This window comes from Ruegeria sp. AK4 (genome assembly GCF_056541025.1).
In genome coordinates this window covers 226,679-250,383 of record NZ_JBQFXS010000006.1, presented here as the reverse complement: position 1 = coordinate 250,383, position 23,705 = coordinate 226,679, and the positions used below count along the sequence as shown (strand labels likewise).

The following is a 23,705-nucleotide window of genomic DNA, read 5'->3' as shown; positions in this document are numbered from 1 at the left end:
CTGCCGTTCGATCCCGGAATGCACTTCAACCGACAAGCTTTTCCTGAACTGCAAACGGGCTGAGGCCGAGCCAGGTTTGAATTGTCGAGGAAATTTCTTTTGGCCCTGTAAATTCAAACTTCTCGCGTTCGGAAGCGACATCTGTCACACCCATCCAGATCGCCGTCATCGTGCGAAGATCGGTAGATACGAAAAGATCGACCTCGAATCCCGGGTCTGCCCAGCACAAATCGACATCCCCTGCCGGTTCAATTACCAGCCACCAATCGCGTTTGGTTGATGGCAGGTCGTGGTACAGAAATTGAATCACGGTTCGCCGGTTGGGTAGTGGATCGGGATTTAGGTTTCTGCGCATATCCCACATCAAGAGTGATGGATCGAGATTCTTCAAAGACAATGAGGACTCTACCCATTTTTGGCCCCACATTCCCATTGCGATAACAACGTCCCGAAGGTCTTTCCCAGCTTCGGTCAGGTGATACTCGAACACTCTGCGTTCATGAGGAACGGGTAGTTTCACAACAATCCCGGCCTCCTCCAATTCCTTGAGGCGTTGGGATAACAAGGTCGGTGACATCTTCGGCACGCCGCGTCGCAAATCGTTGAAGCGCGTTGAACCAGCGATCAGTTCGCGCATCAGGACCATGGTCCAGCGCGTGCAAAGAACCTCGGCCGCCATCGCGAGAGGGCAGAATTGTTTGTATCCGGCTTGTGCCATGTTGATCCTCGCTAGCTGGTTTTTTTGTATCTTAGTGACCTTGCGGGCGCGCACCAGTCCAGAAACTGTACTACCAACTCCAGATTTGTGACTGGATTCGATTCCCGAAAATCCGCCAGCCTTGTGGCCACATCGCGAACAGCCTCGTTCGCTTGCTCAATGGAGAGTCGAAATGAGTGTATTCCTAATCGCAGACATAAAGGTGACTGACGACGGGTGGATTCCGGACTATGCGGCCAACGTACATAAACTGGTTGAAAAACATGGAGGTCGCTACCTGTCGCGCAGCGGCAATATCGAAACACTGGAGGGAAACCAGAAGGACAGCACGTTGATCGCTATTTTGGAGTTCCCAACGCGGGAAGCACTGGACGCATTCGCTGCGGACCCGGAATACGCACCCCATGGAAAGGCGCGTCAATCGGGTAGCGTTTCGAACTTCCATGTCATCGATGACACGGACATTGCCGGCGCAATCCCCTATCTCAAAGCGGGTTGAAAACGTGGGCTGGCAGATCCGGTTCTGATTGGACCGGTTCTGTCGATGTACATGGCCAAATTTGACTCAGAACGAACGCTCTTAATCTGAAGAACGCGGGGCGACGCCCTTGACGCACCAGTGGTTCCGATCTGACGCATCCTGGTGGAAATTCCCCACTCTTTAACAATTTCACAAAAAGTGTTTTTTGAATTAACCTTAACCCCATTGAATTGTGGAGGAGTTTTCATGTCATCGAAACTTATGGCCGAGTTTTTCGGCACATTCTGGCTGGTCCTTGGCGGCTGCGGCAGCGCGGTTCTGGCAGCGGGTGTCGCTGATGTGGGCATCGGATGGCTGGGTGTTTCACTGGCCTTTGGCCTGACGGTCCTGACGATGGCCTATACGGTTGGCCATATCTCGGGCGGGCATTTCAATCCGGCGGTCAGTCTGGGCCTGATGATCGGCGGGCGCTTTCCGGCCAAGGACCTGCTGCCCTACTGGGCTGCGCAGGTGATCGGTGCGATTGCGGCTGCTGTGGTTCTGTATCTGATCGTCAGCGGCGCGCCGGATTTCGCTGGGGTCGGCGGGTTTGCGTCGAACGGATACGGCGAGGCCTCTCCCGGAGGGTACTCACTGATGTCCGCGCTGGTGATCGAGATTGTGATGACCGCGTTCTTCATCCTGATCATTCTGGGCGCGACGTCCAGCGGTGCGCCTGCCGGGTTCGCTCCGATCGCCATTGGTTTGGGGCTGACATTGATCCATCTGGTGTCGATCCCGGTGACCAACACCTCAGTCAACCCGGCCCGCTCGACCGGAGTGGCGCTGTTTGCCGATGGCCCTGCGCTTGCGCAGCTGTGGCTGTTCTGGGTCGCCCCGCTGATTGGCGGTGCGGTCGGTGCGCTGATCTGGAAGGCGATGTCGTCGGAGGATTGACACACCGCTTTGCGATAGGCGGCTGTAAAGAAACAAAACCCCGGCGCTTGATGCAGCGCCGGGGTCTTTTGTTACTCAGTGACGGTGACTTTTTTCATCACATCAGGCTGGCCGATAACGGCTCCGTTCTGGCCCTCGCCGCGTTTGATCGCGTCAACCACGTCCATGCCGCCTGTGACCTGACCGACGACAGTATACTGCCCGTCCAGAAACGGCCCCGGTGCGAACATGATGAAGAACTGCGAGTTGGCGCTGTTGGGATTGTTCGACCGCGCCATGCCGACGACACCCCGGTCAAAAGTGATGTCCGAGAACTCGGCAGGCAGATCGGGACGGTCCGAGCCACCACGCCCGGCGTAGTTGGCGTTGAAGCCGTCGCTGGTCTGATCGCCGTACTGAACATCGCCGGTCTGCGCCATGAAGCCGTCGATCACACGGTGAAACACCACGCCGTCATACTGACCCTCAGCCGCCAGCGCCGCGATCTGTTCCACGTGCTTCGGGGCGACGTCATCGAACAGATCGACGATGATGGTGCCATTCGCCCCCTCGCCTTCGACCTCGATCTCCAGGCCCGTGGCCAGCGCGGGGCTGGCCAGCAGAGCAAAAATAGCGGCCAGCTTATGCATCGGCGGCCACCTTGACGCTGATCATGCGGTCGGGGTTTGCAGGCGGCTCGCCGCGCACGATGGCGTCCACATGTTCCATCCCGTCGATGACGCGGCCATACACGGTGTATTGGCCGTTCAGGAAGTGGTTGTCCTTGAAGTTGATGAAGAACTGCGAGTTTGCCGAATCCGGGTTCTGCGACCGCGCTGCACCCAGTGTGCCCCGGTCATGCGGCAGCTTCGAGAACTCGGCCGGAACGTTAGGTAGCGACGACCCGCCGGTGCCCGCCATACGCAGGTTGAACCCGTCTTCCATATCGCCGTGCTGTACGTCACCGGTCTGGGCCATGAAACCGTCGATCACACGGTGGAAGGCCACGTTGTCATATTCGCCGCCGCGCGCCAGTTCCTTCATCCGCGCGCTGTGCTGGGGCGCGACATCCGGCAGCAATTCGATCACGACATTGCCGTCCTTCAGCTCGATGATGATTGTGTTTTCGGGGTCTTTGATCTCGGCCATGAGGCCCTCCTGTCGTTTGGTCTTGGCAAATACCTATGCCCCAAGCCGGTGAAAGCCAAGTGACGCATTGACCTGAGGGCAAAATGCAGGAAAAGAACCGCCTAAACTGGGTATCAAAACACGAGGATTGCGCGATGGGCTGGAAAACGCTGGACGATATGGACCTGAACGGCAAACGCGTCTTGGTGCGCGTCGATATCAACGTGCCGGTGGTGGATGGCGTTGTAACCGACGCGACCCGCATCCAGCGCATCGTTCCGACGGTGCGGGATATCCTTGCCGCGGGGGGCAAGCCGATCCTGTTGGCCCATTTTGGCCGCCCCGGCGGCGAACGGCGCGAGAGCCTGTCTCTGAAACAACTGGTTCCGACGCTCGAGGCTTCATTCGGGGCCGAGGTTCTGTTTGCCGCCGATTGCGTCGGGGCCGAGGCGGAATTGGCCGCCGAAACGCTGCAACCCGGTCAGGTTCTGCTGCTGGAAAACACCCGTTTTCACGCGGCCGAGACAAAGAACGATCCCGATCTGGCCGCCGGAATGGCGCGTCTGGGCGATGCCTATTGCAACGATGCGTTTTCCGCCGCGCACCGCGCCCATAGCTCGACCGAGGCGATTGCGCGCCTGCTGCCCGCCTGCGCCGGTCGCCTGATGCAGGCAGAGCTTGAGGCGCTGGAAGGCGCGCTGGGGGCGCCGAAACGCCCCGTGACCGCCGTGGTCGGTGGCGCGAAAGTGTCGACCAAGCTGGAACTGCTGGGCAACCTGATCGACAAGGTGGATTTTCTGGTGATCGGCGGCGGGATGGCGAATACTTTTCTTGTCGCCAAGGGCGTGAGCGTCGGCAAATCGCTGGCCGAGCGCGAGATGAAGGACACCGCAGCCGACATTCTTGCAAAGGCCGAAACCTCGGGCTGCAAGATCGTTCTGCCCACGGATATCGTTGTTGCCGAAAAGTTCGAAGCCCACGCGCCGCATCAAGTCCTGCCTGTGGACCAATGCCCCGAAGAGGGCATGATCCTGGACGCGGGCCCCGACAGCGTGGCGGCAATCTCGGATATCTTCGCGCAAAGCCAGACACTGATCTGGAACGGCCCCCTGGGCGCGTTCGAACTTGAACCCTTTGACGCGGCCACCAACGCTGCTGCGCTGAAAGCCGCGGCTTTGACACGGTCCGGCCAATTGGTCTCGGTCGCGGGGGGCGGGGATACGGTTGCGGCGCTCAATGCCTCGGGCGCGGCGCGGGACTTTTCGTATATCTCGACCGCTGGCGGTGCGTTTCTGGAATGGATGGAAGGCAAAACCCTGCCCGGCGTCGCCGCGCTGGAGCAGTGATTTCGACCCACATGGCGCGTTCTGCGCGCGCCATGTGACTTTCTGACTCATCCGGTGAATTTTGACGACTCAAGGGATTCACAACCGGAATCACCTGTGACATAGTGCTTTCAGATGCCCGCCAAGGGCACGTTTTTGAGGCAAGTTTCATACGGCGGTAACAGAGTGTCCCGTTCCAATCGGCCCGGTTTGGGCGCAGTCCTTTTCTTCTCGGTGGCTTTCATGCTGGGTGTTTATTTCACCTTCGCCGCCGTGCAGGGCGACTATGGCCTGTTCCGGCGGGTCGAGATTGCGGCGGAACGGGATGCTCTGTCACGCGACCTGGCGTCTCTGACCGCCGAGATCACCGAGATGGAAAACCTCACCCGCAGACTGTCCGACACCTATCTGGATCTTGACCTTCTGGATCAGCAGGCGCGTTCCGTTCTGGGTATGATCCGCGCGGATGAGATCGTCATTCGCTGAACCCGCCCGGTTACTGTCTCAAACTCTTCTTAAACCGAGGATTTCGCGGAAAAAACCCGGCTGGATTCCGCACGGGGTGCCGCTGCGTCACATTTGCACTCGCCAGACAGACGGAAATGCTTTATGAGATAGTTTAACGCTAAACTATCTTGCCGAAAGGGGGAGATCGCCACTATGGCTGCGCGAAAAACCACAAAGAAACCAAACGTTTCTGCGGAAGAACTTACCACCTATTACCGTGAAATGCTGCTGATCCGCCGATTCGAGGAAAAGGCCGGACAACTCTACGGCATGGGTCTGATCGGCGGTTTTTGCCATTTGTATATCGGCCAGGAGGCGGTTGTTGTCGGGCTCGAGGCCGCGGCAAAAGACGGTGACAAGCGGATTACCTCGTACCGCGACCACGGCCATATGCTGGCTTGCGGCATGGACCCGGGCGGCGTGATGGCCGAACTGACCGGGCGCGAGGGCGGTCTGTCCAAAGGCAAGGGCGGCTCGATGCACATGTTCTCGAAAGAGAAGAATTTCTATGGCGGCCACGGCATCGTCGGCGCGCAGGTCCCGCTGGGCGCGGGTTTGGCATTCGCTGACAAATATAAGGAAAACGGTGGCGTCACCTTTACCTATTTCGGCGATGGCGCAGCAAACCAGGGTCAGGTTTACGAGACCTTCAACATGGCGGCCCTCTGGCACCTGCCGGTGGTCTTCGTGATCGAGAACAACCAGTATGCCATGGGCACCGCTCAGGCGCGCTCGACTTCTTCCGCTGACATCTACCATCGCGGTCAGGCCTTCGGGATACCGGGCGAAATGGTCAACGGCATGGATGTTCTGGCTGTCAAAGCTGCTGGCGAGAAGGCCGTTGCCCACTGCCGCGCGGGCAAGGGCCCCTATATTCTGGAAATCAAGACCTACCGCTATCGCGGCCACTCGATGTCCGACCCGGCCAAATACCGCACCCGTGAAGAGGTTCAGAAGGTGCGCGAACAAAGCGACCCGATCGAACATGTGCGCGAGTTGCTGCTGACCGGCAAACACGCGACCGAGGATGACCTGAAGGCGATCGACAAAGAGATCAAAGAGGTCGTCAATCAGGCCGCCGAATTCTCAAAAGAAAGCCCCGAGCCTTCCGTCGAAGAGCTCTGGACCGACATTTACGCCTGAGAGGACGATTAAGACATGGCAACCGAAATTCTCATGCCCGCCCTTTCGCCCACGATGGAAGAAGGCACGCTGGCCAAGTGGCTGGTCAAGGAAGGCGACACCGTATCATCCGGCGACATCATGGCCGAGATCGAGACCGACAAGGCCACGATGGAGTTCGAAGCTGTCGACGAAGGTATCGTTGGCAAGATCCTGATCGCGGAAGGCACCGAAGGGGTCAAGGTCAATACCCCCATCGCCGTGCTGGTGGAAGAAGGCGAAGACGCCTCGGCCCTGCCCGAAGCGGCGCCTGCAGCCGCAGCGGTGACCGAAGCCGCCCCAGCGGCGGTTAAGGCCGCCGCTCCTGCCGCAGCCCCGGCGGCCCCGGTCGTCGATCTGTCGCCCGACTGGCCCGCAGATGCCGAGATGGCGCAACAGACCGTCCGCGAGTCCCTGCGCGACGCGATGGCCGAAGAAATGCGCGGTGACGAAGACGTTTATCTGATGGGCGAAGAGGTCGCTGAATATCAGGGCGCGTACAAAATCAGCCAGGGTCTGCTGGACGAATTCGGGTCCAAGCGCGTCATCGACACCCCGATCACCGAGCATGGCTTTACCGGCATCGCCGTGGGGTCCGCCTTTGGCGGGCTGAAACCGATTGTCGAGTTCATGACCTTCAACTTCGCCATGCAGGCGATTGACCAGATCATCAACTCGGCGGCCAAGACGCTGTACATGTCCGGCGGTCAGATGGGCTGCCCGATCGTGTTCCGTGGCCCGAACGGTGCCGCCGCCCGCGTGGCCGCCCAGCACAGCCAGGATTACGCCGCGTGGTACATGCAGGTTCCCGGCCTGAAAGTGGTCATGCCGTACTCGGCAGCCGATGCCAAAGGCCTGCTGAAATCGGCGATCCGCGACCCCAACCCGGTGGTGTTCCTGGAAAACGAAATCCTCTATGGCCGCTCGTTCGACGTGCCGCAGGTGGATGACCTGACGATACCGCTGGGCAAGGCGCGCATCTGGCGCGAGGGTTCGGATGTCACTATCGTCAGCTTCGGCATCGGCATGCAGTTCGCGCTGGAAGCCGCCGACAAGCTGGCCGAGGACGGCATCAGCGCCGAGGTGATCGACCTGCGTACCATCCGCCCGATGGACACCGGCGCGATCATCAACTCGGTGATGAAAACCAACCGTCTGGTGACCGTCGAAGAAGGCTGGCCGCAGGGTTCGGTTGGCAGCTACATCAGTTCCGTGGTGATGCAGGAGGCGTTCGATTACCTCGACGCACCCGTGATCAACTGCACCGGCAAGGATGTTCCGATGCCTTATGCCGCGAACCTGGAAAAGCTGGCCCTGATCACCACTGATGAGGTGATCGCCGCCGTCAAACAAGTGACCTACCGGTAAGGAGCGACAGACAGATGCCCACCGAAATTCTGATGCCCGCCCTTTCGCCGACCATGGAGGAAGGCACGCTTGCCAAATGGCTGGTCAAGGAAGGCGACACCGTCTCATCCGGTGACCTGCTGGCCGAAATCGAAACCGACAAGGCCACGATGGAGTTCGAAGCGGTTGACGAAGGCACCATCGGCAAAATCCTGATCCCGGAAGGCTCCGAAGGGGTCAAGGTCAACACCGCCATCGCGGTTCTGCTGGACGATGGCGAAAGCGCCGATGATATTGCCGCCACACCTGCTGCTGCACCCGCGGCTGCCCCCGCAGCCGCCGCGGGCAACGAGGCCGCCGCACCAGCGGCGTCCGAGGCGCCTGCCCCTGCCCCGGCAGCTCCGGCCAAGGCAGATGGCGGACGCATCTTTGCCTCGCCTCTGGCCCGCCGCATCGCCGCTCAGAAAGGTCTGGACCTGACACAGATCACAGGTTCCGGCCCGCATGGCCGGATCGTCAAAGCGGATGTCGAAGGTGTGACTGCGCCGGCGGCCGCCCCTGCACCGACTGCGGCGGCACCTGCGCCTGCAGCCGCTCCGGCCGGTCCATCGGCGGATGCTGTGGCCAAGATGTACGAAGGTCGCGAATACGAGGAAATCAAACTCGACGGCATGCGCAAGACCATCGCCGCGCGCCTGTCCGAAGCCAAGCAGACCATCCCACATTTCTACCTGCGCCGCGATATCAAGCTGGACGCGCTGCTCAAGTTCCGCAGCCAGTTGAACAAGCAGTTGGAAGGCCGTGGCGTGAAGCTGAGCGTCAACGACTTCATTATCAAAGCCGTCGCCAATGCGCTGCAGCAGGTTCCCGAGTGCAACGCCGTTTGGGCGGGTGACCGGGTGCTGCAATTGAAACCCTCGGACGTCGCGGTTGCGGTCGCCATCGAGGGAGGGCTGTTCACTCCGGTCCTGCAGGATGCCGACACCAAGTCGCTGTCTGCGCTATCGACCGAGATGAAAGATCTTGCCGGTCGCGCCCGCGAGCGCAAGCTGGCCCCGCATGAATATCAGGGCGGCACCTTCGCGGTTTCCAACCTCGGCATGTTCGGCATCGACAATTTCGACGCCATCGTGAACCCGCCGCATGCGGGTATCCTGGCCGTCGGCACCGGTTTGAAAAAACCGGTCGTAGGTGATGATGGAGAGCTGACCGTCGCCACCGTGATGTCCGTCACCATGTCGGTCGATCATCGGGTTATCGACGGCGCGCTGGGGGCCCAGTTGCTGCAAGCCATTGTAGACAATCTGGAAAACCCGATGGTTATGCTGGCGTAGTCACCTGTGAAATCTCAATCCCGCCGGACACACAGCCCGGCGGGATTGACGGACCCCGCGCCGGGATTTGAGCGCACGTGATCGCCCGAACGATTGCGTGCAAGGGTGAAACATCCCACCTTCTTCTTACCGAACATGCTGGAAGATGTTGTGCGATGCGCCCGAAAACAACCACCAAAAGCCTGATCGTGCTGGCCTTGCTGGCAACCGCCTTGCCTGAAGTGAGCGCGGCAAAGCCCAACAGCTATCCGGGCGAAAACTCCAGGTTCAAGTCAACCGACCCTGCCGTGATCGCGCAGCAAAAGGCCGAGCGGCAGAAGAAAATTGAGCTACGCAAACAACGGCGCGCGCAAAAACGGCAAGAGCGGCTGCTTAGAAAAAACAGCCGCTCGAACTGAACATCGCGTTTTTTGACGTTACTGGTCCTTGCCCAGCATATGATCCATCGAGATCGACGGCTGGTCGCAGCCTGCCTCACCCACGATCTTGGCCGGGATACCCGCCACGGTCGTGCAGGCTGGAACCTCTTGCAGCACCACCGATCCGGCGGCGATGCGGCTGCAATGGCCAACCTCGATATTGCCCAGAACCTTGGCTCCGGCCCCGATCAGAACGCCATCGCCAATAGTGGGATGACGCTGTTCCTCTTCCTTGCCGGTCCCACCCAGGGTCACGGAATGAAGCATGGATACGTTGTCGCCGACCACAGCCGTTTCGCCGATCACGATGGAATGGGCGTGGTCGATCATGATGCCCTTGCCGATCCTCGCGGCGGGGTGAATGTCGATCCCGAAAATCTCGGATGACCGCATCTGGAAGAAATAGGCCAGATCGTGCCGCCCCTTGCGCCACAACCAATGGGACACGCGATAGGCTTGCATGGCCTGATAGCCTTTGAAGTACAGGATCGGCTGCAACAGACGGTGGCAGGCCGGATCGCGTTCGTAGACCGCCATCAGGTCGGCACGGGCCGCTTCGATCAGGCTGGGATCGTTGGCATACGCCTCATCCACGATCTCACGCAGGACCATCATCGACATCTCGTTCGAGCACAGCTTCGCCGATACCCTGTAAGACAGGGCACGTTCCAGACTGCGGTGATGCAAGATACAGGCATGCACCAGCCCCCCCATCAGGGGTTCTTTTTCGACCGCTGCGGTGGCTTCGGCGGTAATGCGTCCCCAAACCGGGTCCACGGACGTGACTTGGCTGCGCTTTTCGAACATAGCTTTTGATCCTCTGCTGCGCCTAGAATGCCATTTAGTGGTAAAAACACCAAACGCAAACCCGTGATCTGCGATGCAACAGAAATGAATGAATCACAACGCCGTTATTTCGAGGCAAAAATTCAAGCGCGTCTGGCGGAATTGAGCCAGCTTTCAACCGCGGGCCAACAGGCGCAGGCGGTTGTCGAGTTGGACCAGCAGGCCGTTGGCCGGTTAAGCCGGATGGACGCTTTGCAAAATCAGGCGATGGCCAAGGCGTAGCAGGCCAATCGTGATCTGGAAACCCGTCGTCTGCACGCCGCATTGGCCCGCCTGCAGGAAGATGAATACGGGTATTGCGAAGATTGCGGCGACGAGATTCCCGAGGGCCGACTGAACCTGGACCTCGCCGCCAGCAAATGTGTCAGCTGCGCTGCCGGTTGATCTGAAACCGGATCAAGTGGTTCAGAACCAGTTCAAAACACTGGCAATATTGCACATCGTCAAAGCTGGGTTCCGTCGGCAGCACTCTGTTCCGCGCGGCGGCCATTAGCGAGCCATTGCCGTAAAGCGGGTGCAAGCGCCCCGTCTTGGTGACATACGCATCCGCCAGTTCCGCCCCGGCGATCATGCGGACACACAGGCTGTCGCGGTCCCGCTGCGGCACGGCCAGCAAAGCCCGCGCCGCAGAGCTGATATCACCGTGGAGCACGGGCCGCATCGGGCCGCTTACCCCACCGCCAGTTGTGCGAACGGACCCGGCCCGAAGCTGGCCGAAACCTGCGCCACCTCAAGCCGATAGGGGCCCGTCAGACCATCCGCCGCCTTCATCGCGGTCGAATAGGTCCATCGCGGTCCCGCCGTCACCACTTCGCGCAGTACCGCGCCTTTGGCACGCACGCGCAGAAGATAGGATTCGTTTTCCTCGGCCAGTGGCACGTCCAGCCCGGCCCAGTCATCGCCATCCAAACGTGTGCGGCGGATCCAGGTTGCCATGTCCCCCGCAGAGGTCGGCCTGACCCGCACATGCGCCGGCGCATAGGGACGCAATCCGTTGCCATCGAAAGACTGTACGAGGTGCTCGTATGACGGATCGTCATAACTCCGTGCGGCGGGGCCGATGCGATAGTGCTTGGCCACCCGCCGCTCGGTGCGCAGCAGGCTGGTCTGGACCACCCGGTCATTCAGCAGCACAAAGACCGAGCCGTCAGGCCAGACATCCGGCATCAGCGCATCGGTCCCCAACTGCCCCCGCAAGCGACCGGACAAGGCGTAAATGCCCGGAGATTGCAGGGCGGCATCTGCGAACTGAAAAACCTCCCAATTATTGGGTGATCCGTCGCCGATGGCCGCCGCGTTGACGCCGCTCAGCAGGGCCGAGCGCGGGCGCGATTCCAGCAAACCGTCGATCAGTTTGACCTGCAGCGCTGGCCCCTCGTCCCAGATACCGCTTGCAGCGCGCCTGAGCGGGGTTTCGGTGAATCCGATGATGGCCTGGCCTGAAATTGCATCGCTCAGCCGGTAATCCTCGTCATTGGATGACGAATAGACGGCAGCGCTGCCCGGCCATGGATCGGCTGACACGGCAAGGTAGGGCGCATGCGGCACCTCGGCGCCGGTGATCAGGGGCAGGTCCATGAACACAGGCAAGACCGGAACAGGAGCGATGTATGGCTTCACCGAAACCGCATCTTCCGCAAGGTCTGAGGTGGAATAGACCCCTTGCTCGATCCTTACCGCGTCAGCCATTTGCATCTCGGCCTGCTCCAGACGGTCGATCCGATACCGCGCTCCGCCTTGATCGCCCGAAAGGCTGACCACATCCCCGGCCCCCAGATGCATCAACGAGGGCGGCAACGCAAAGCGCACCGTGTCGCGCGACACACGCGCTTCACTCAACCATCGCTCAACTGTCTGACGTCCTTCGGTGCGGGTCATCGACAGGGGCATTTCATTCACGGCCACGCCATGGGTACTGTCGTCCGGCAGCACAGCCTCTTCGGCGACCACGTCGTGATCCGCGTCTGATTGCACAAAGCGCAGACGCACCCTGCCGGTCATTTCCGCCTCGGCCTCGCGACGATGGTCGACCGTGCCTTCAATGTCCGGGCTGACGGCGAGTTGATCGGGACCGACCGTAGTTGCACCCAGCGCATCGCGCATACGGAATTGCAGCATCCCGCCGCGCTCGATCGCATCGAACCCGTAGCGCAGCATCAAAGGCTGCAACGCCGATCGCGCGTCCGACACTTCCTCGACCGCATAACCCCGGACAACCCCGTAAAGGGCTGAGACGTCGATATCCGTCACCCCTGCCCCATGGCAGATTTCCGTCACCACCGACGCCAGAGTGCGGGACCCAGACCGGCCATTCAGCCAATGGCCGCGCGCATAGTTCTCACCATCGCTCCATTGGCTGCGCAGGTTCGGGAAGGTGGGAAATGGCCGCGCGTCCCAGGCCCAGACATAGGCGTTCGACATGTCCACCATGGGTGCGCCATAGACAGCCGACACCGGGTTAACGCTAGCATCGCCCCAATAGCCCAGCATGGCCGTCAAGTATTGAACCTGAATGTAATCGTCCCGCAGGCCGTTGGAATAGGATGGCAGTTTGGATTCCGACGATTTGTGGTCCAGGAATTTGTTGGGCTGGTTCGTGCCTTTGTCGATGGCCGCACAGCCCAGTTCCGTGAACCAGATCGGCTTTGACCCCGGAACCCAGTCTGTCGGGTTCGTCTGACGAACGCCCCCGATCCGCTCGTGATGGGTGTTCGACCACCAGTTCCGCAGATCCTTGTAGCGCCAGATCCACGGCTCATCATGGTCGGCATCCTCAATCGGTGTCCGAATCTGAGCCTCGGCCTCTTCGGGAGAAACATAGTACCAGTCGTACCCTTCGCCCCCTTCGATGTTGCCCCGGAGGTAGCCCAGGTCGTAAATCGCGCCCGCGTCGGCATCCAGATGATCTTCCCCGTCACGCCAGTCCGACAGGGGCATGTAGTTGTCGATGCCGACAAAATCGATGTTGTCGTCCGCCCACAGGGGATCAAGGTGGAAGAACCTGTCGTCGGTGCCCGCAGGTTGGTATCCGAAATACTCGCTCCAATCCGCCGCATAGCCGATTTTCGTGTCCGGGCCCAGTATCTGGCGCACTTCGGCGGCAAGCGTCCGCAGTTGTGCAACGGCCGGAAACCCGGAAGCGCCGCGAATTTGCGTCAGCCCGCGCATTTCAGACGCGATGCAGAAAGATGCCACCCCACCGGCGGCCTTACACAGCATGGCATAATGCAGGATGAACCGGCGCAGGCCCCATTCGTCTGGGCCGGTGTAGTCGATAACGTTCCGGGCTGGCGGTGTGTCCTTTGCCGCAATAGCGCCGCCGCTACCGTCACCAAACAACCCACTACCGGTGCCTGTGTTGACTGAGAATTCACCGCTGTCGCTCTCAGGCGGATCCTCATCGTCGTTGATCGAGAAATCGTCAGCGCGCGCGATGCCGAAAAACGCCGCCACCTGCGCATCCGCTGCAGCGGTCTGATCCGGCGACCCGGCACGCCCCGGCGCAACATCCAGCGTGATGCGGCCCCGCCAGGGCAAATGCGGCTGGTCAGGCGCATCGGACCACGGGTCGCCAAGGCCGTTTGCCTTCAGTTGCTCCATCAGGATGAACGGGTAGAACATGACCCGTTTGCCGGTCTGGTTCAGATGCCGGATCGCTTCCACCACAGCGGCATCCGCCGGGGTGCCCCCATAGACCGGAGTGTTACCGTCCCGCGCGACGATCCCGGCGGTTTCGCGAGTCTCCCCGGCGACGTTCCAGCGCATGCCCTTGCCATCGGCGTCCTTGTGTTCCACCTTGGGCCTGATCCGACAATCGCCGCAGCGCAGATCATCGCCGAACCATGACACGATCAGCGATGTTGCATCGCAACCGGGCAGCTCTTTCTCCAAAGCCCGCGTCGAGGTGATCAGATCCGGCAGGCCAGAGGCCGAGTGCACATTCGCCGTCGTGCTTTTTCCGCGTCCGTGATCATAGTTCACCTGTGTGCTGGCCAGCGCATACTCACCGGTTCCCGGCATCAGGGCGACGCCACGGACCAGACGGGGCAACGAGGTATCGTGATCCGGCAAACCCTTTTGCGAGGGGCGCACAACTTCGAATGAAAACTGCGGAACGCGGTTGCCAAAGGCGCCAAGCTGGAAATCTTCGATAACGATATAGGCCGTCCCGCGATAGGCCGGGACATTGCCGGTGCCCTCAATGGCCTCGATCAGCGGGTCGGGCAACTGGTCCTGTGTGCCGCGATAAACCCGGATGTTCAGGCCGGCGCGCTCCTGCTCTTCACCATCGGCCCATATGCGTGCGACATCGGCGATTTCACCAGCCCCCACCGCAATCGCAAGCGATACCGAATAGCTGTACGTAACCGTTGTTACCTTGGGCGGCTTGGGAGAACCCTTGCCCCCGCCGGATGAGGTCGTCGACGAATTGCGCGTTTCCAGAAAATCCGACGCCCAGATCACCTGTCCGCCGACCCGCATCCGACCAAAGACCGTGGACACCGCAGCGCCCTCGCCCGTTTCAGTCAGGCGGAACCGGTCCAGACGGCCTGATTCAACCACTTCACTGCCACCCCCCATGATCGCCTGGCTCATCAGGCGCTGATCAATCACGCGGCCGATGGTGGCCCCGATCGCACGGCCGATGATCGCAGTCGACAGGCCTGCAACCGTGCCCCCGATCGCGCCCCCAAGTGCCGCACCCGCTGCGGAAAGAAGAATGGTAGCCATCAGAGATTCTCCACCGGAAATTCGAAACAGGCGACGACCCGGCGGAGCCAGGGATCGCTCAGAGTGTTTTCAACGACGCCGTGCCCGGAATAGGCGTGAATAAATCGCGGTATGTCGCTGACGCTGCTTACAATGCCCAGATGCTTTGCGACGCTGCCGGCCCGCATTCGAAACAGCAGGACATCACCCGCTGCCATCCCGGCAATCGGCTTTTCCGACAAATGCCGCCGCGCCGCTGACCACATGCGTTCCTCGCCCTGCGGTTCGGACCAATCCATGCTGTAGACCGGAACGGCCTCTGGCTCTTTCCCGACCACCGAACGCCACACACCGCGCAACAGCCCCAGACAATCCGTACCAGCCCCTTTGACCGAGGCCTGATGCACATAGGGTGTCCCCAGCCAGGCACGGGCTTCATCCACAATATCCTGTCTGTACACAGTCACCGCCTGCTGCCTCCGTTGTGGGAGTTGCCCTGCCTGGGCACTGCCAGAACCCAGTCTTCACCCGGAAGGTCCGGGAAGCCCTGAAAATTCAGCAGGTTGTTGAATTTCAACCGGCAGGTCTCCATGCGTTTGTCGCACCCGGCGGTCAGCCTGACCCGGTCGCCCACAGCCAGCCCGCCGCTGATACCGGACCACAACGTGATCTCGCGCCCACCACTTGCTCGGCGGTCCTGTTTGATCGCGGCCCACAGCCCCTTTGCGGCACCGGAAACCACATCAAGCCTACCGCGTTCGAACCAGGCCTCGTCCGCCGTTGCCGCTCCGGCAAGGCGTAGCTGGGTGCTGCTGTCCAGCCCGGCGATTTCAGCTTCGGCCCAATAGCCCGGCGCGTTCGTGTTGAAACGGCACGACCCATCCCCCAGAACCGCCGTGCACGGCTTCTGATAAATGCGCCCCAATGGCCGGTTCAACAGGTCGGTCAGCCCGCGCAGTTCCGCGTGAAAGGCCCCGCCCGCCCGCCGCAACTCGCCAATCGAGCCCCGAAACTGCAAGACGCGCTGGTCCAGATCGGTCCAGTTGACCAGCCATGCCTGCACCTCGGCACCGTCGAAAGGACCCGCTTCGATATCCTCTTCTCGTACCGCTGCGTCGGACAGCGCACCCATCGCCTCGGTGTTGTCAATCGACAAGCCGGTCGCCTGTTCGACGGCGGCTGCCGTCAGTCCGGTGCTGGCCTTGAAGGTCAGACCATCGAAGCGAAGCTCCATGTCATGATCGGTGAAACCGAAGGTCACCCCGTCGGTCCGCGTGATCGCCCAGCACCGGCAGACGGTCGTCAGCCCGGTTTGCAGATGGCCATACAGGCCCTGTTCATCCCCGCTCATCAGACCCGCACCTCAACCACCGGAACATTGGGAACATCCCCCGCCTGAAAACTGGCCACGCTGGTCTGGATCTTGTCGGTGTCAAAGCGCACCGGCACGTCGAATTCGAACCCGGCGGTGATTTCGATCTGCTCCGGGGGCGGGTCAGCGAAACGGATCGAACCGCTGTTCAGATCCACTTCAAAATCGACGCCTTCGCGAACCTCATCCTGATCCAACCCCAGCCGCACCGTGCCCAGAACCGGCTTGGCGATGGGCCGCACATAGCTGGCACCACCCGAGCTGTAGGTTTTGACCAGTTGAAACTCGGTCCGCACGCCATCGCCACGCGCAATGACCTGATCGCCCTTATCCGCCTCAGCCGTCGCGGCGCAGGATTTGAAGTCCGACCAGTCTTTCCAGCGAAACCCGAACATCTGCCCCTGCCGTGCCTCGAAGAACGAGATCAGCGTCTCGATATCGTCCAGCGAGCGCATCCCCAGCCCCGCATCATACCGCCTGCGCGAATGCGCCCAGGGGGTGTTGCGCTCTTCAAACCCGTTGGCCAGCGTCACGATATCCGTGCGCCGCTCGGGCCCGCCGACCGAGCCGAAACTCAGACTGGCGGGAAATCTCACCTCATGAAAATTCATCACCTGCTCCCCTTATCTGTTGCGGTTTCCACAGCCCAAGGCGCGGCTCATCTGCGCCGCAATCTGCCCTTGCGAGCGGCGGAATCCCTGCACATCTGGTGTCGTGATATTCATCACCACGTTCACCGCCCGGCCTCCGCCCTGCGTCCGCACGCCCAGTTTGCCATCCGCGCCGCGGGCCAACGGCATGATCGCCTCGGGGCCAGCCTCACCCATCAGTCCGGTGCCGCCGCGCATCGGGAACATGGTCGGGCTGCTGACGATGCCGCCATTGGCAAAGGGCATCACGCGGCCTTGAGAGAAACTGCCGCCATCCGCAAAGGGCAAAAGACTCTGCACCAGACTGCCAACGCCACTGGCCAGCATCCCGCCAAAATGATCCGTCACCGGCTTGATCGCCGCCGAATAGGCCGTCCGGATCATCGAGTTCTTCAGCACGTCCAGCGCATCCGACAGGTTCATCCCGTCCAGCACCACGCCATCGAACGCCTTGCGCAAGCCGCCGGACATGCCGCGCTCCAGCGTCGCCACATCCTTGCCGGTCTCTTCAAACGCGGCGCTGATCCGTTTCATCTGACCATCGAACGCCGCCGCCATGGTCGCGGCATCGCCCAGCGCGTCACCCAGCGCCTCTCCCCGCTCCTGCAGGTCGTCAAACCCCTCACGATCCGTCATCACGCTCTCCTTGTGTCTTGTCCGGATAGGCCGCCAGCAGCGCATCCAGCCCGGCGCGGTTCATCGCCGGAACGCCGGCGCCCTGTCCCAGCATCAGCCGCAGCTCCGCCGGGGTCAGACGCCAGAACTGCTCGGGCGACAGGCGCAGGCCAAGCACCCCGGCCCGCATCAGCGCGGGCCAGTCGAACCCGCTCACTCGGGCACCATGAAGGCGCGGGCCAGCAGATCTGCCGCCGCCCTGGCGCCCGCCATCGGGCCGCCCGCGATCTCGGCGTGCAGCAGGTCCTCGCGGGTGACTGTGGCACCACCACCCCGCAAACCGGCGACAAGCAGCGCCAGCACGTCACCGCTGGAATAGCCCCCGCCCTCGAACCGCTGCACCAGTTCCACCAAGGACCCGGCCTTCAGGTCCTGTTCCAATTCCGCCAATGCGCCCAAAGTCAGCTTGAGCACCCGCTGCTCCCCATCGATGGTCAGCGCCACCTCGCCCGTCCACGGATTGGCCATCAGAGCGCCGTAAAGCTCAGCGCGCCGGCGCTTGCCATGCTCATCTCATACGTCGCCTCGCCGTTATGCGAGCCCGCATATTCGATGCTGCTGACCTGAAACGGCCCTTCCACGATGCCGAAATCCGGGATGATCACCTGAAAACCTGGCGTCTCACCGTCAAAGAACAACTGACGCGCACGCTCATCCGTGCCTGCATCCTTGAACACGCCCGAGCCCGAGATCGAGGCCGACTTGACCCCTGCGCCCGACAGCAGCTCGCGCCAACCGCCCTGGCTTTCCAGGCTGGTGACATCCACGCTTTCCGCGTTGAAACTGATCCGCGTGGCGCGCAGGCCCGCGATGGTCTCGAACAGGCCGGTGCCGTTCATATCCACTTTGACCAACAGGTCTTTTCCGTTCTGGGCAGCCATATGCTCTCTCCGTTGATTGCTTAGTCGTCTTCCACGCGGGCGCGGAATCTCAGGTCGATCTGGCGGATTGCGCCGCCGGTTCCCGTACGTCTGGCGCGGGCGCGCTCGAACCACAGCCCCACCAGATGGCCCCGGTCCAAGGACAACGCCGCGCCCTCCAGCGCGTCACACACCGCCCCGGCCAGCGTCTTGGCCGCACCAAACCCCGCAGCTTCGGAGACCACCGAAACCGTGAACCGATGCACGGCACCCGCGCCCGATCGGTCTGCGGCCTCGCGCACGTCTTCCGGGCCCAAAGTCACGTAAGTCTGCGGCAACACCCCCGAGGGCACCGCGTCATAGATCGCCCCGCCCGAAAGCGAGCTAACCTGCGCGTCGCCCGAAAGCTGTTGAAACACCGCCGCCTGCAAAGCGGCTGCAACGCCATAGCTCATGCCGCCACCTCTTCATCTGCAAAACAGGTCAGGTACTGGCCGCGCCCATCGCGTTCAGCCACCGCGCGGATCACGAACCGGCGCGGACCTTCGCGAAACCGCTGATCCGGCGCGGGCCGCATGCTCGACCCTTCAGGCGCACCCCGCACCACGATCCGGTAACCCACGCGCGAGACTGAGGCTCCGCCAACCGCCCGTTCCGACCCGCTCCGCGCCGTCACCTCGGCCCAGAGCGTACCCAGCGCCGCCCATGTCTCGGTATAGCCGCCCGCGCCATCGGCACTGCGGACCGGTGCCTCCAAAACCAGCTTGCGGTTCAGACGCGGCGCGCTCATTGCGTCACCCCTGCACCGAAGCGCACCGTGCGATAGCGCTGTATCAGGCTCGTCACCCCGAAGGGCATGCACCCCGCGCCCAGCGCCGTCTCATCGCGATATTCATAGTAGTGCGCCGCCAATAGAAGCACCGCCTGCCCCAGATCGGCGGGCAACCCGCCCCAATACGCCGCCATCCCGGCGCTAAAGGCGATCTTCACCGAACCGCCAGTCCGGATCATGGGCAATGTCGCCCCCACAGACCGCAACCGAGGCCGCTGGCTATCGCGCTCCAGCCGATACCCGGCGGCATCCACCACCGTCTCGGCCCCCGCCGCGTCCATCAGCGTCACCGCGTTGACCGCAGTTACAGGGGCCACTGGCAGCACCTCACCCGCCGCATCGCGCCAGCCGTTCAAACTCCACGAGAAGTCCCTTTCAATCAGCACCTTACCCGTGCGCACCTCAATCGCCGCAATGGCCGCGTGCAGAAACCCCTTCAGCACTTCGTCCTGCACATTGTCTTCGGCGAATCCCGTGCCCAGCCGCAGATGCGCCTTGAACTGATCCACCGGCAGTGCCGCATCCGCGATGGCGGTTTCTTCGATCAACATCATCCATTCACTCCGCAATCTCGGACCCCTCCGGGGCCACATTCCTGGAAAATGACGGGCACGCGCCGCCCCACGTTGCTCGGACGGAGGGGAGCAGCTAGACAACACAAGGACTTCACCCCGGCCCGCGCCCGCCGCCCCGGGGGACCGAAGCCCCCCGGGATCCGCCACCGCTTAGGCAGTGCCGAATTTCACCAGCTTGATCGCGGCAAAGTCGCTCACATCACCGCCCACGCGCTTGGTCGCGTAGAACAGGACATGCGGCTTGGCGCTGAACGGATCGCGCAGCACGCGCAGATCGGGACGCTCGGCAATGGTGTAACCCGCCTGAAAGTCGCCAAACGCAATCGAGAAGCTGTCGGTCACCGCATCCGGCATATCCTCCGCAATCAGCACCGGATAGCCCATCAGACGCGCAGGCTCACCGGCGGCCAGACCATCGGACCACAGGAAGCGGCCATCGCTGTCCTTCAGCTTGCGGATCACACCGGCGGTTTTCGAGTTCATAACGAAAGTGCCATTGACCCGATACTGCGCGCCCAGCGCATAGACCACATCGACAATCGCATCCGCATCAACGCCGCCATCGATACCGGTGGCCACATACCCAAGGCTGCCCCAGGACCACGCGTCGTCTGCCACAGCACGGTGGATCATCAGACCCTTCGGCTTGTCCACACCGTCTCCGTTGATAAACGCCGCCGCCTCGGCGCGGGCAAACTTGTCGGCAATCCGACCGGCCAGCCAGCCCTCGACATCAAACGCACTGTCGTCCAGCAAACGCTGCGAGGCCTTCGGCAATGCGCTCAGTTCGTGCAGCGGGATCGAGATACGGTCAATCGACGGGGTCGAAGTCCCCGCCGTGGCCGAGGTTTCATCCGCCCAGCCCGCGCCCACATCGGTATGGTCGATCAGCACATCGAACGAGTTCGCCTCGACATTCACCACCGACGCAATCGACCGGATCGAGGCGGTCGAATTCAGCACCGATTTGATCGCTTCAGCCGTCTGCGGATCAACCAGATAGCCGCCGTCACTGTTCACAGCGCTCGACAGAGATTTCGACTCCATCTCAAGCCCACGGAGCCCGTCATCCTCGCCGGACCGCACATAGGCGTCGAAAGCCTTCTGATGCGGGGCACCGTCCTCGATCGAGGTCGCAAGATGCGGGCGGGCCGCGATGGTTGATTTACGATCCAGCATGGTCAGTCGCTCTTCTGTCTGTTGCAGTTGGGTTTTAACTTCGGCCTTGAGGCCCTTGAATTCATTCACGAAGCCAGCCATCGCCTGCTTCACCTCCTGAACCAGGGGCGCACCCTCTCCGGTCAAGGCCGGGGTCTCGGTCTTGCTCATCAGCATGTCCTGTTTTTGGGTGGGGTTTGAGGCGCGCTAGGTTCGCGCCAGCTCCTGCCGGGCGTCTCGGAACACCTCGGCAATACTGCGCCAGGTGAACGCGGTTTCAGGGTCACATCCCTTCGCCGCCACCCGCGCACTGGGCAGCATCGGAAAGGTCACCAAAGACACCTCCCACAGCTCCAGTTCGGTCAGGACCCGCTGGCCCTTGTCATTCTTCACGGCCCGCTTGGTGCGATAGCCAATCGACAGACCGTCCATCGCACCCGCCCGGATCAGTTCCGCCGCCTCACGGCCCTTCTGAGTGCTTTCCAGCAGGCGGCCCTTGACCGACAGGCCCCGGTCATCCTCGCGCACCTCATCCCACACGCCGATAGGCTGCGCCGGATCGTGCTGCCACAGCATCTTGACCCGCTGACCAGCTTTCGCCAGCCCGTCAAGCGAGCCGCGATACGCGCCTTTCTGCACCACATCGCTACCCTGATCGACCTGACCGAACAGGCTGGCATAGCCCTCGATCACCGCATCCTCGGTGACCGACAATCCATCGCCGAACCGCGCAAATTTATGCTCCAAATCCACGAACTTCTCCATGTAACTCACTGAACTCATGGCGTTACTGCCAACAACGACTGAAACGCCTGCGCCAGGATCACCGCCACCACGCCATAGACCGTCAGCCACAACCGGCGCTCCAGCCGTTCCATCATCTCTTCGATCTGATCCAGCCGCCGGCACAGATGCGCATGCTGGATCTCGGCCACCCGCTCATGCGCGGCCAGCCTCAGCCCCGGCGCGCAGTCGAACGGGGGATACCCCTCAGCCATCCGCACGCTCCGGCAGACCCAACAACGCGCGCTTCTCGGCATCCGTCAGAAAATCGGCCCCATTGACCCGCGCCCATTGCGCATCGCGTTCCGCCGACAGCGCAGGCACCTGATCCAGATCGGGCTTCAGCACCAAGTCCTCGCCGCTAAAGCCCGCCAGCCATTCCGACACCGCCGCCGCCACCCGCGTCACCAGGGGCAGCACGGTCAGGCGATAAAACGCCCGGTTGGCCTCCTGATAGTTCGAATAGGTCGCGTCGCCTTGGATCCCCAGCAACATCGGCGGGACTCCAAAGGCCAGCGCGATCTCGCGGGCGGCGGCTTCCTTGGTCTTTTGAAACTCCATATCGGACGGAGAGAACCCCATCGGCTTCCAATCCAGCCCCCCTTCCAGAACCATCGGACGGCCAGCATTGCGCGCTCCGCGATAGTTCTGCTCAATCTCATCCGACAAACGCCGGAACTGATCCTCGGCCATGACCCCATGGCCATCGCCCTTCCACACCAGCGCCCCCGAAGGCCGCGCCGCATTGTCCAGCAGCGATTTCGACCAGCGAGACGCGCTGTTATGCACATCAATCGCCATCGCCGCTGCCTGCATCGGCGAGAACCCATAGTGATCATCCTGAGGGTGGAACGATTTGATATGACAGATATTTTGCGCCGAAAACCGGTGCTTCTTGCCGCCCACCGCGTAATCATACGCCTTGGGCCACCCATCCGCGCCCGCCACCACGCTCATCCGGTCGGATCGCAGGACGTGCAGCTCAACCGGCAGCCCCTCATCGGCCTGCACCGCCTCGACATAAGCATTGCCCGACAGCAGCAACTGCCCGAACAGGGCCTCCATCAACTCCGCCCGCCCCTGCGCCGCATTCGGACGGCGCAGAAGGGACAGGATCGGGTGCACATCATAGCGCTGCGCCTGATCCTGCAACACCAAAGGCAAGGCCGCCGCCGCCTCGGCAATCAGCTTGACGGATCGAAACCCCACCGGGTTCCCCGAAAACCCCGTCCGCGTCAGCGACACCGCGTCCCGAGGGCTCCACGCCACGCGCCCCCCCGTCTGCCACGCCACCACAGGCCCCGCCGCGCTGGCCTTCGCCTCGGGCGCTTCGTCAGTCGATCCACGACGCAAGAAATCGAATACCATCTGTGCTCCTTTCTGCCGCCGCTCTGCCCGGCTTGTTGAAAGGAGTTATGAGGGAGAGAAGTTTAAGGCTTGGGAATGGAGCGTGCGGGGGGTGGGCAACGGCGGTTTCACTTGTTCAGCGATCGCGATTGACAGTACTGAACGACTCAACCATGAATTGAGGCCGTTATGAGGAAATCAAGATGACTTGGAATCTATTGATGTGGAAATGGTCGGATGAGTTCGCCAACTCACCTAGAAAGAAACGGCCAAAGTTCTCTACAATCGTTGAACAGTTTTTAGCTACCAATGATCACTCAGTATTTTCCGAAATGAATTTGGAAGGTTTTACGGAAGCCCTCGAAAAAGAGTTTGGCGCGGATCAAACGTATTGGCCTTTCGTTCTCGAAGCCTATCCTCGTTGTGTTGCGGTAAACTATCCAAACGAAATACGCTTTGAGATAGTGCCCACTATCGCAGCGATCGGCAAACGATTTGAACTAAACGCCTCAGAGTTTTAGGTTTATAACAGCTAGAGAACGCGCACGAGAATTGTAGAAAA

The 23,705-nt window shown here is 61.4% G+C and carries 31 protein-coding genes; 11 read left to right on the top strand and 20 right to left on the bottom strand.

The features are described from left to right. Nucleotides 1-25 precede the first annotated feature (25 nt). Nucleotides 26-718 carry a winged helix-turn-helix transcriptional regulator gene (locus tag ACR0EZ_RS13440; RefSeq protein ID WP_480613787.1) on the bottom strand — a complete coding sequence of 231 codons (693 nt, stop codon included), beginning with the start codon at nt 716-718 and terminating at the stop codon, nt 26-28. A 172-nt stretch (nt 719-890) separates the two neighbouring features. Between ACR0EZ_RS13440 and ACR0EZ_RS13435 the strand changes: the two genes are divergently transcribed. After that, on the top strand, nt 891-1,217 hold the full coding sequence (locus tag ACR0EZ_RS13435; RefSeq protein WP_480613785.1) for a DUF1330 domain-containing protein: 327 nt from the start codon (nt 891-893) through the stop codon (nt 1,215-1,217). Nucleotides 1,218-1,445: 228 nt separating this feature from the next. Beyond that, entirely contained in the window at nt 1,446-2,135 is a 690-nt protein-coding gene (gene aqpZ / locus ACR0EZ_RS13430; RefSeq protein WP_480613783.1) for an aquaporin Z, read from the top strand. Nucleotides 2,136-2,206: 71 nt separating this feature from the next. Here the strand turns inward: aqpZ and ACR0EZ_RS13425 are convergent, their stop codons facing one another. After that, nucleotides 2,207-2,764 carry a peptidylprolyl isomerase gene (locus tag ACR0EZ_RS13425; RefSeq protein WP_480613781.1) on the bottom strand — a complete coding sequence of 186 codons (558 nt, stop codon included), beginning with the start codon at nt 2,762-2,764 and terminating at the stop codon, nt 2,207-2,209. Further along, a complete protein-coding gene (locus ACR0EZ_RS13420; protein WP_480573455.1) occupies nt 2,757-3,263 on the bottom strand; it encodes a peptidylprolyl isomerase in 507 nt (168 codons plus the stop codon). Before ACR0EZ_RS13420 ends, ACR0EZ_RS13425 begins: the two co-directional genes overlap by 8 nt. 134 nt (nt 3,264-3,397) lie before the next feature. On the opposite strand from ACR0EZ_RS13420, the gene ACR0EZ_RS13415 reads away from it, so the two are divergent. The 6 genes from ACR0EZ_RS13415 (at nt 3,398) to ACR0EZ_RS13390 (ending at nt 9,314) form a co-directional block, all read left to right on the top strand. After that, nucleotides 3,398-4,588 (top strand): phosphoglycerate kinase, encoded by a 1,191-nt coding sequence (locus ACR0EZ_RS13415; protein ID WP_480613942.1) that lies wholly within the window; start codon nt 3,398-3,400, stop codon nt 4,586-4,588. A gap of 165 nt (nt 4,589-4,753) precedes the next feature. Further along, entirely contained in the window at nt 4,754-5,053 is a 300-nt protein-coding gene (locus ACR0EZ_RS13410; protein WP_480613779.1) for an FtsB family cell division protein, read from the top strand. 174 nt (nt 5,054-5,227) lie between these two features. Continuing rightward, nucleotides 5,228-6,217 carry a pyruvate dehydrogenase (acetyl-transferring) E1 component subunit alpha gene (gene pdhA, locus ACR0EZ_RS13405; RefSeq protein WP_480613777.1) on the top strand — a complete coding sequence of 330 codons (990 nt, stop codon included), beginning with the start codon at nt 5,228-5,230 and terminating at the stop codon, nt 6,215-6,217. A gap of 15 nt (nt 6,218-6,232) precedes the next feature. Next, complete coding sequence (locus ACR0EZ_RS13400; protein ID WP_480613775.1) at nt 6,233-7,603, top strand: pyruvate dehydrogenase complex E1 component subunit beta; 1,371 nt, start codon at nt 6,233-6,235, stop codon at nt 7,601-7,603. Between the two features lie 14 nt (nt 7,604-7,617). Further along, a complete protein-coding gene (locus ACR0EZ_RS13395; protein ID WP_480613773.1) occupies nt 7,618-8,916 on the top strand; it encodes a pyruvate dehydrogenase complex dihydrolipoamide acetyltransferase in 1,299 nt (432 codons plus the stop codon). 77 nt (nt 8,917-8,993) lie between these two features. After that, nucleotides 8,994-9,314 (top strand): hypothetical protein, encoded by a 321-nt coding sequence (locus tag ACR0EZ_RS13390; RefSeq protein ID WP_480613771.1) that lies wholly within the window; start codon nt 8,994-8,996, stop codon nt 9,312-9,314. A gap of 18 nt (nt 9,315-9,332) precedes the next feature. Here ACR0EZ_RS13390 and cysE read toward each other — a convergent pair whose 3' ends face one another. Then, a complete protein-coding gene (gene cysE / locus ACR0EZ_RS13385) occupies nt 9,333-10,142 on the bottom strand; it encodes a serine O-acetyltransferase (RefSeq protein ID WP_480613769.1) in 810 nt (269 codons plus the stop codon). Between the two features lie 84 nt (nt 10,143-10,226). Between cysE and ACR0EZ_RS13380 the strand changes: the two genes are divergently transcribed. Then, nucleotides 10,227-10,403, top strand: a complete 177-nt coding sequence (locus ACR0EZ_RS13380; RefSeq protein WP_480613767.1) for a hypothetical protein — start codon at nt 10,227-10,229, stop codon at nt 10,401-10,403. Between the two features lie 42 nt (nt 10,404-10,445). Beyond that, nucleotides 10,446-10,565: a TraR/DksA family transcriptional regulator gene (locus ACR0EZ_RS13375; protein WP_480613765.1), complete on the top strand. Its 120-nt coding sequence runs from the start codon at nt 10,446-10,448 to the stop codon at nt 10,563-10,565. Here ACR0EZ_RS13375 and ACR0EZ_RS13370 read toward each other — a convergent pair. The 16 genes from ACR0EZ_RS13370 to ACR0EZ_RS13295 form a co-directional block, all read right to left on the bottom strand. Then, the gene (locus ACR0EZ_RS13370) at nt 10,546-10,842 is read right to left on the bottom strand and encodes a DUF7742 family protein (RefSeq protein WP_480613763.1); all 297 of its coding nucleotides are present in this window, start codon (nt 10,840-10,842) and stop codon (nt 10,546-10,548) included. The genes ACR0EZ_RS13375 and ACR0EZ_RS13370 overlap by 20 nt on opposite strands. Nucleotides 10,843-10,850: 8 nt before the next feature. After that, nucleotides 10,851-14,912 (bottom strand): baseplate multidomain protein megatron, encoded by a 4,062-nt coding sequence (locus ACR0EZ_RS13365; protein WP_480613761.1) that lies wholly within the window; start codon nt 14,910-14,912, stop codon nt 10,851-10,853. Beyond that, nucleotides 14,912-15,358: an NlpC/P60 family protein gene (locus tag ACR0EZ_RS13360; RefSeq protein WP_480613759.1), complete on the bottom strand. Its 447-nt coding sequence runs from the start codon at nt 15,356-15,358 to the stop codon at nt 14,912-14,914. The genes ACR0EZ_RS13365 and ACR0EZ_RS13360 overlap by 1 nt, the downstream gene beginning before the upstream one ends. Then, complete coding sequence (locus tag ACR0EZ_RS13355) at nt 15,355-16,242, bottom strand: DUF2163 domain-containing protein (RefSeq protein ID WP_480613757.1); 888 nt, start codon at nt 16,240-16,242, stop codon at nt 15,355-15,357. Before ACR0EZ_RS13355 ends, ACR0EZ_RS13360 begins: the two co-directional genes overlap by 4 nt. Further along, complete coding sequence (locus ACR0EZ_RS13350) at nt 16,242-16,874, bottom strand: phage distal tail protein, Rcc01695 family (RefSeq protein ID WP_480613755.1); 633 nt, start codon at nt 16,872-16,874, stop codon at nt 16,242-16,244. The genes ACR0EZ_RS13355 and ACR0EZ_RS13350 overlap by 1 nt, the downstream gene beginning before the upstream one ends. A 12-nt stretch (nt 16,875-16,886) precedes the next feature. Then, nucleotides 16,887-17,549, bottom strand: a complete 663-nt coding sequence (locus tag ACR0EZ_RS13345) for a phage tail tape measure protein (RefSeq protein WP_480613753.1) — start codon at nt 17,547-17,549, stop codon at nt 16,887-16,889. Beyond that, nucleotides 17,536-17,745: a rcc01693 family protein gene (locus ACR0EZ_RS13340; protein WP_480613752.1), complete on the bottom strand. Its 210-nt coding sequence runs from the start codon at nt 17,743-17,745 to the stop codon at nt 17,536-17,538. Before ACR0EZ_RS13340 ends, ACR0EZ_RS13345 begins: the two co-directional genes overlap by 14 nt. After that, nucleotides 17,742-18,056 (bottom strand): gene transfer agent family protein, encoded by a 315-nt coding sequence (locus ACR0EZ_RS13335; RefSeq protein WP_480613750.1) that lies wholly within the window; start codon nt 18,054-18,056, stop codon nt 17,742-17,744. Before ACR0EZ_RS13335 ends, ACR0EZ_RS13340 begins: the two co-directional genes overlap by 4 nt. Then, the gene (locus ACR0EZ_RS13330; RefSeq protein WP_170779913.1) at nt 18,056-18,469 is read right to left on the bottom strand and encodes a phage major tail protein, TP901-1 family; all 414 of its coding nucleotides are present in this window, start codon (nt 18,467-18,469) and stop codon (nt 18,056-18,058) included. The genes ACR0EZ_RS13335 and ACR0EZ_RS13330 overlap by 1 nt, the downstream gene beginning before the upstream one ends. Before the next feature lie 20 nt (nt 18,470-18,489). After that, nucleotides 18,490-18,903: a DUF3168 domain-containing protein gene (locus ACR0EZ_RS13325; RefSeq protein WP_480613748.1), complete on the bottom strand. Its 414-nt coding sequence runs from the start codon at nt 18,901-18,903 to the stop codon at nt 18,490-18,492. Beyond that, nucleotides 18,900-19,238 carry a phage head closure protein gene (locus ACR0EZ_RS13320; protein WP_480613746.1) on the bottom strand — a complete coding sequence of 113 codons (339 nt, stop codon included), beginning with the start codon at nt 19,236-19,238 and terminating at the stop codon, nt 18,900-18,902. The genes ACR0EZ_RS13325 and ACR0EZ_RS13320 overlap by 4 nt, the downstream gene beginning before the upstream one ends. After that, the gene (locus ACR0EZ_RS13315) at nt 19,235-19,834 is read right to left on the bottom strand and encodes a head-tail connector protein (protein ID WP_480613744.1); all 600 of its coding nucleotides are present in this window, start codon (nt 19,832-19,834) and stop codon (nt 19,235-19,237) included. The genes ACR0EZ_RS13320 and ACR0EZ_RS13315 overlap by 4 nt, the downstream gene beginning before the upstream one ends. 171 nt (nt 19,835-20,005) lie before the next feature. Further along, complete coding sequence (locus tag ACR0EZ_RS13310; protein WP_480613742.1) at nt 20,006-21,184, bottom strand: phage major capsid protein; 1,179 nt, start codon at nt 21,182-21,184, stop codon at nt 20,006-20,008. A gap of 36 nt (nt 21,185-21,220) precedes the next feature. Beyond that, nucleotides 21,221-21,796, bottom strand: coding sequence for an HK97 family phage prohead protease (locus ACR0EZ_RS13305; protein ID WP_480613740.1), 576 nt, complete (start codon nt 21,794-21,796; stop codon nt 21,221-21,223). Beyond that, nucleotides 21,793-22,011 carry a GTA head formation protein, RCAP_rcc01685 family gene (locus tag ACR0EZ_RS13300; RefSeq protein WP_480613739.1) on the bottom strand — a complete coding sequence of 73 codons (219 nt, stop codon included), beginning with the start codon at nt 22,009-22,011 and terminating at the stop codon, nt 21,793-21,795. Before ACR0EZ_RS13300 ends, ACR0EZ_RS13305 begins: the two co-directional genes overlap by 4 nt. Then, nucleotides 22,004-23,164, bottom strand: a complete 1,161-nt coding sequence (locus tag ACR0EZ_RS13295; RefSeq protein ID WP_480613737.1) for a phage portal protein — start codon at nt 23,162-23,164, stop codon at nt 22,004-22,006. The genes ACR0EZ_RS13300 and ACR0EZ_RS13295 overlap by 8 nt, the downstream gene beginning before the upstream one ends. A gap of 182 nt (nt 23,165-23,346) precedes the next feature. Here ACR0EZ_RS13295 and ACR0EZ_RS13290 point away from each other — a divergent pair, with 182 nt between their 5' ends. Then, nucleotides 23,347-23,664 carry a hypothetical protein gene (locus ACR0EZ_RS13290; RefSeq protein WP_480613735.1) on the top strand — a complete coding sequence of 106 codons (318 nt, stop codon included), beginning with the start codon at nt 23,347-23,349 and terminating at the stop codon, nt 23,662-23,664. The last annotated feature ends 41 nt before the right edge of the window (nt 23,665-23,705 follow it).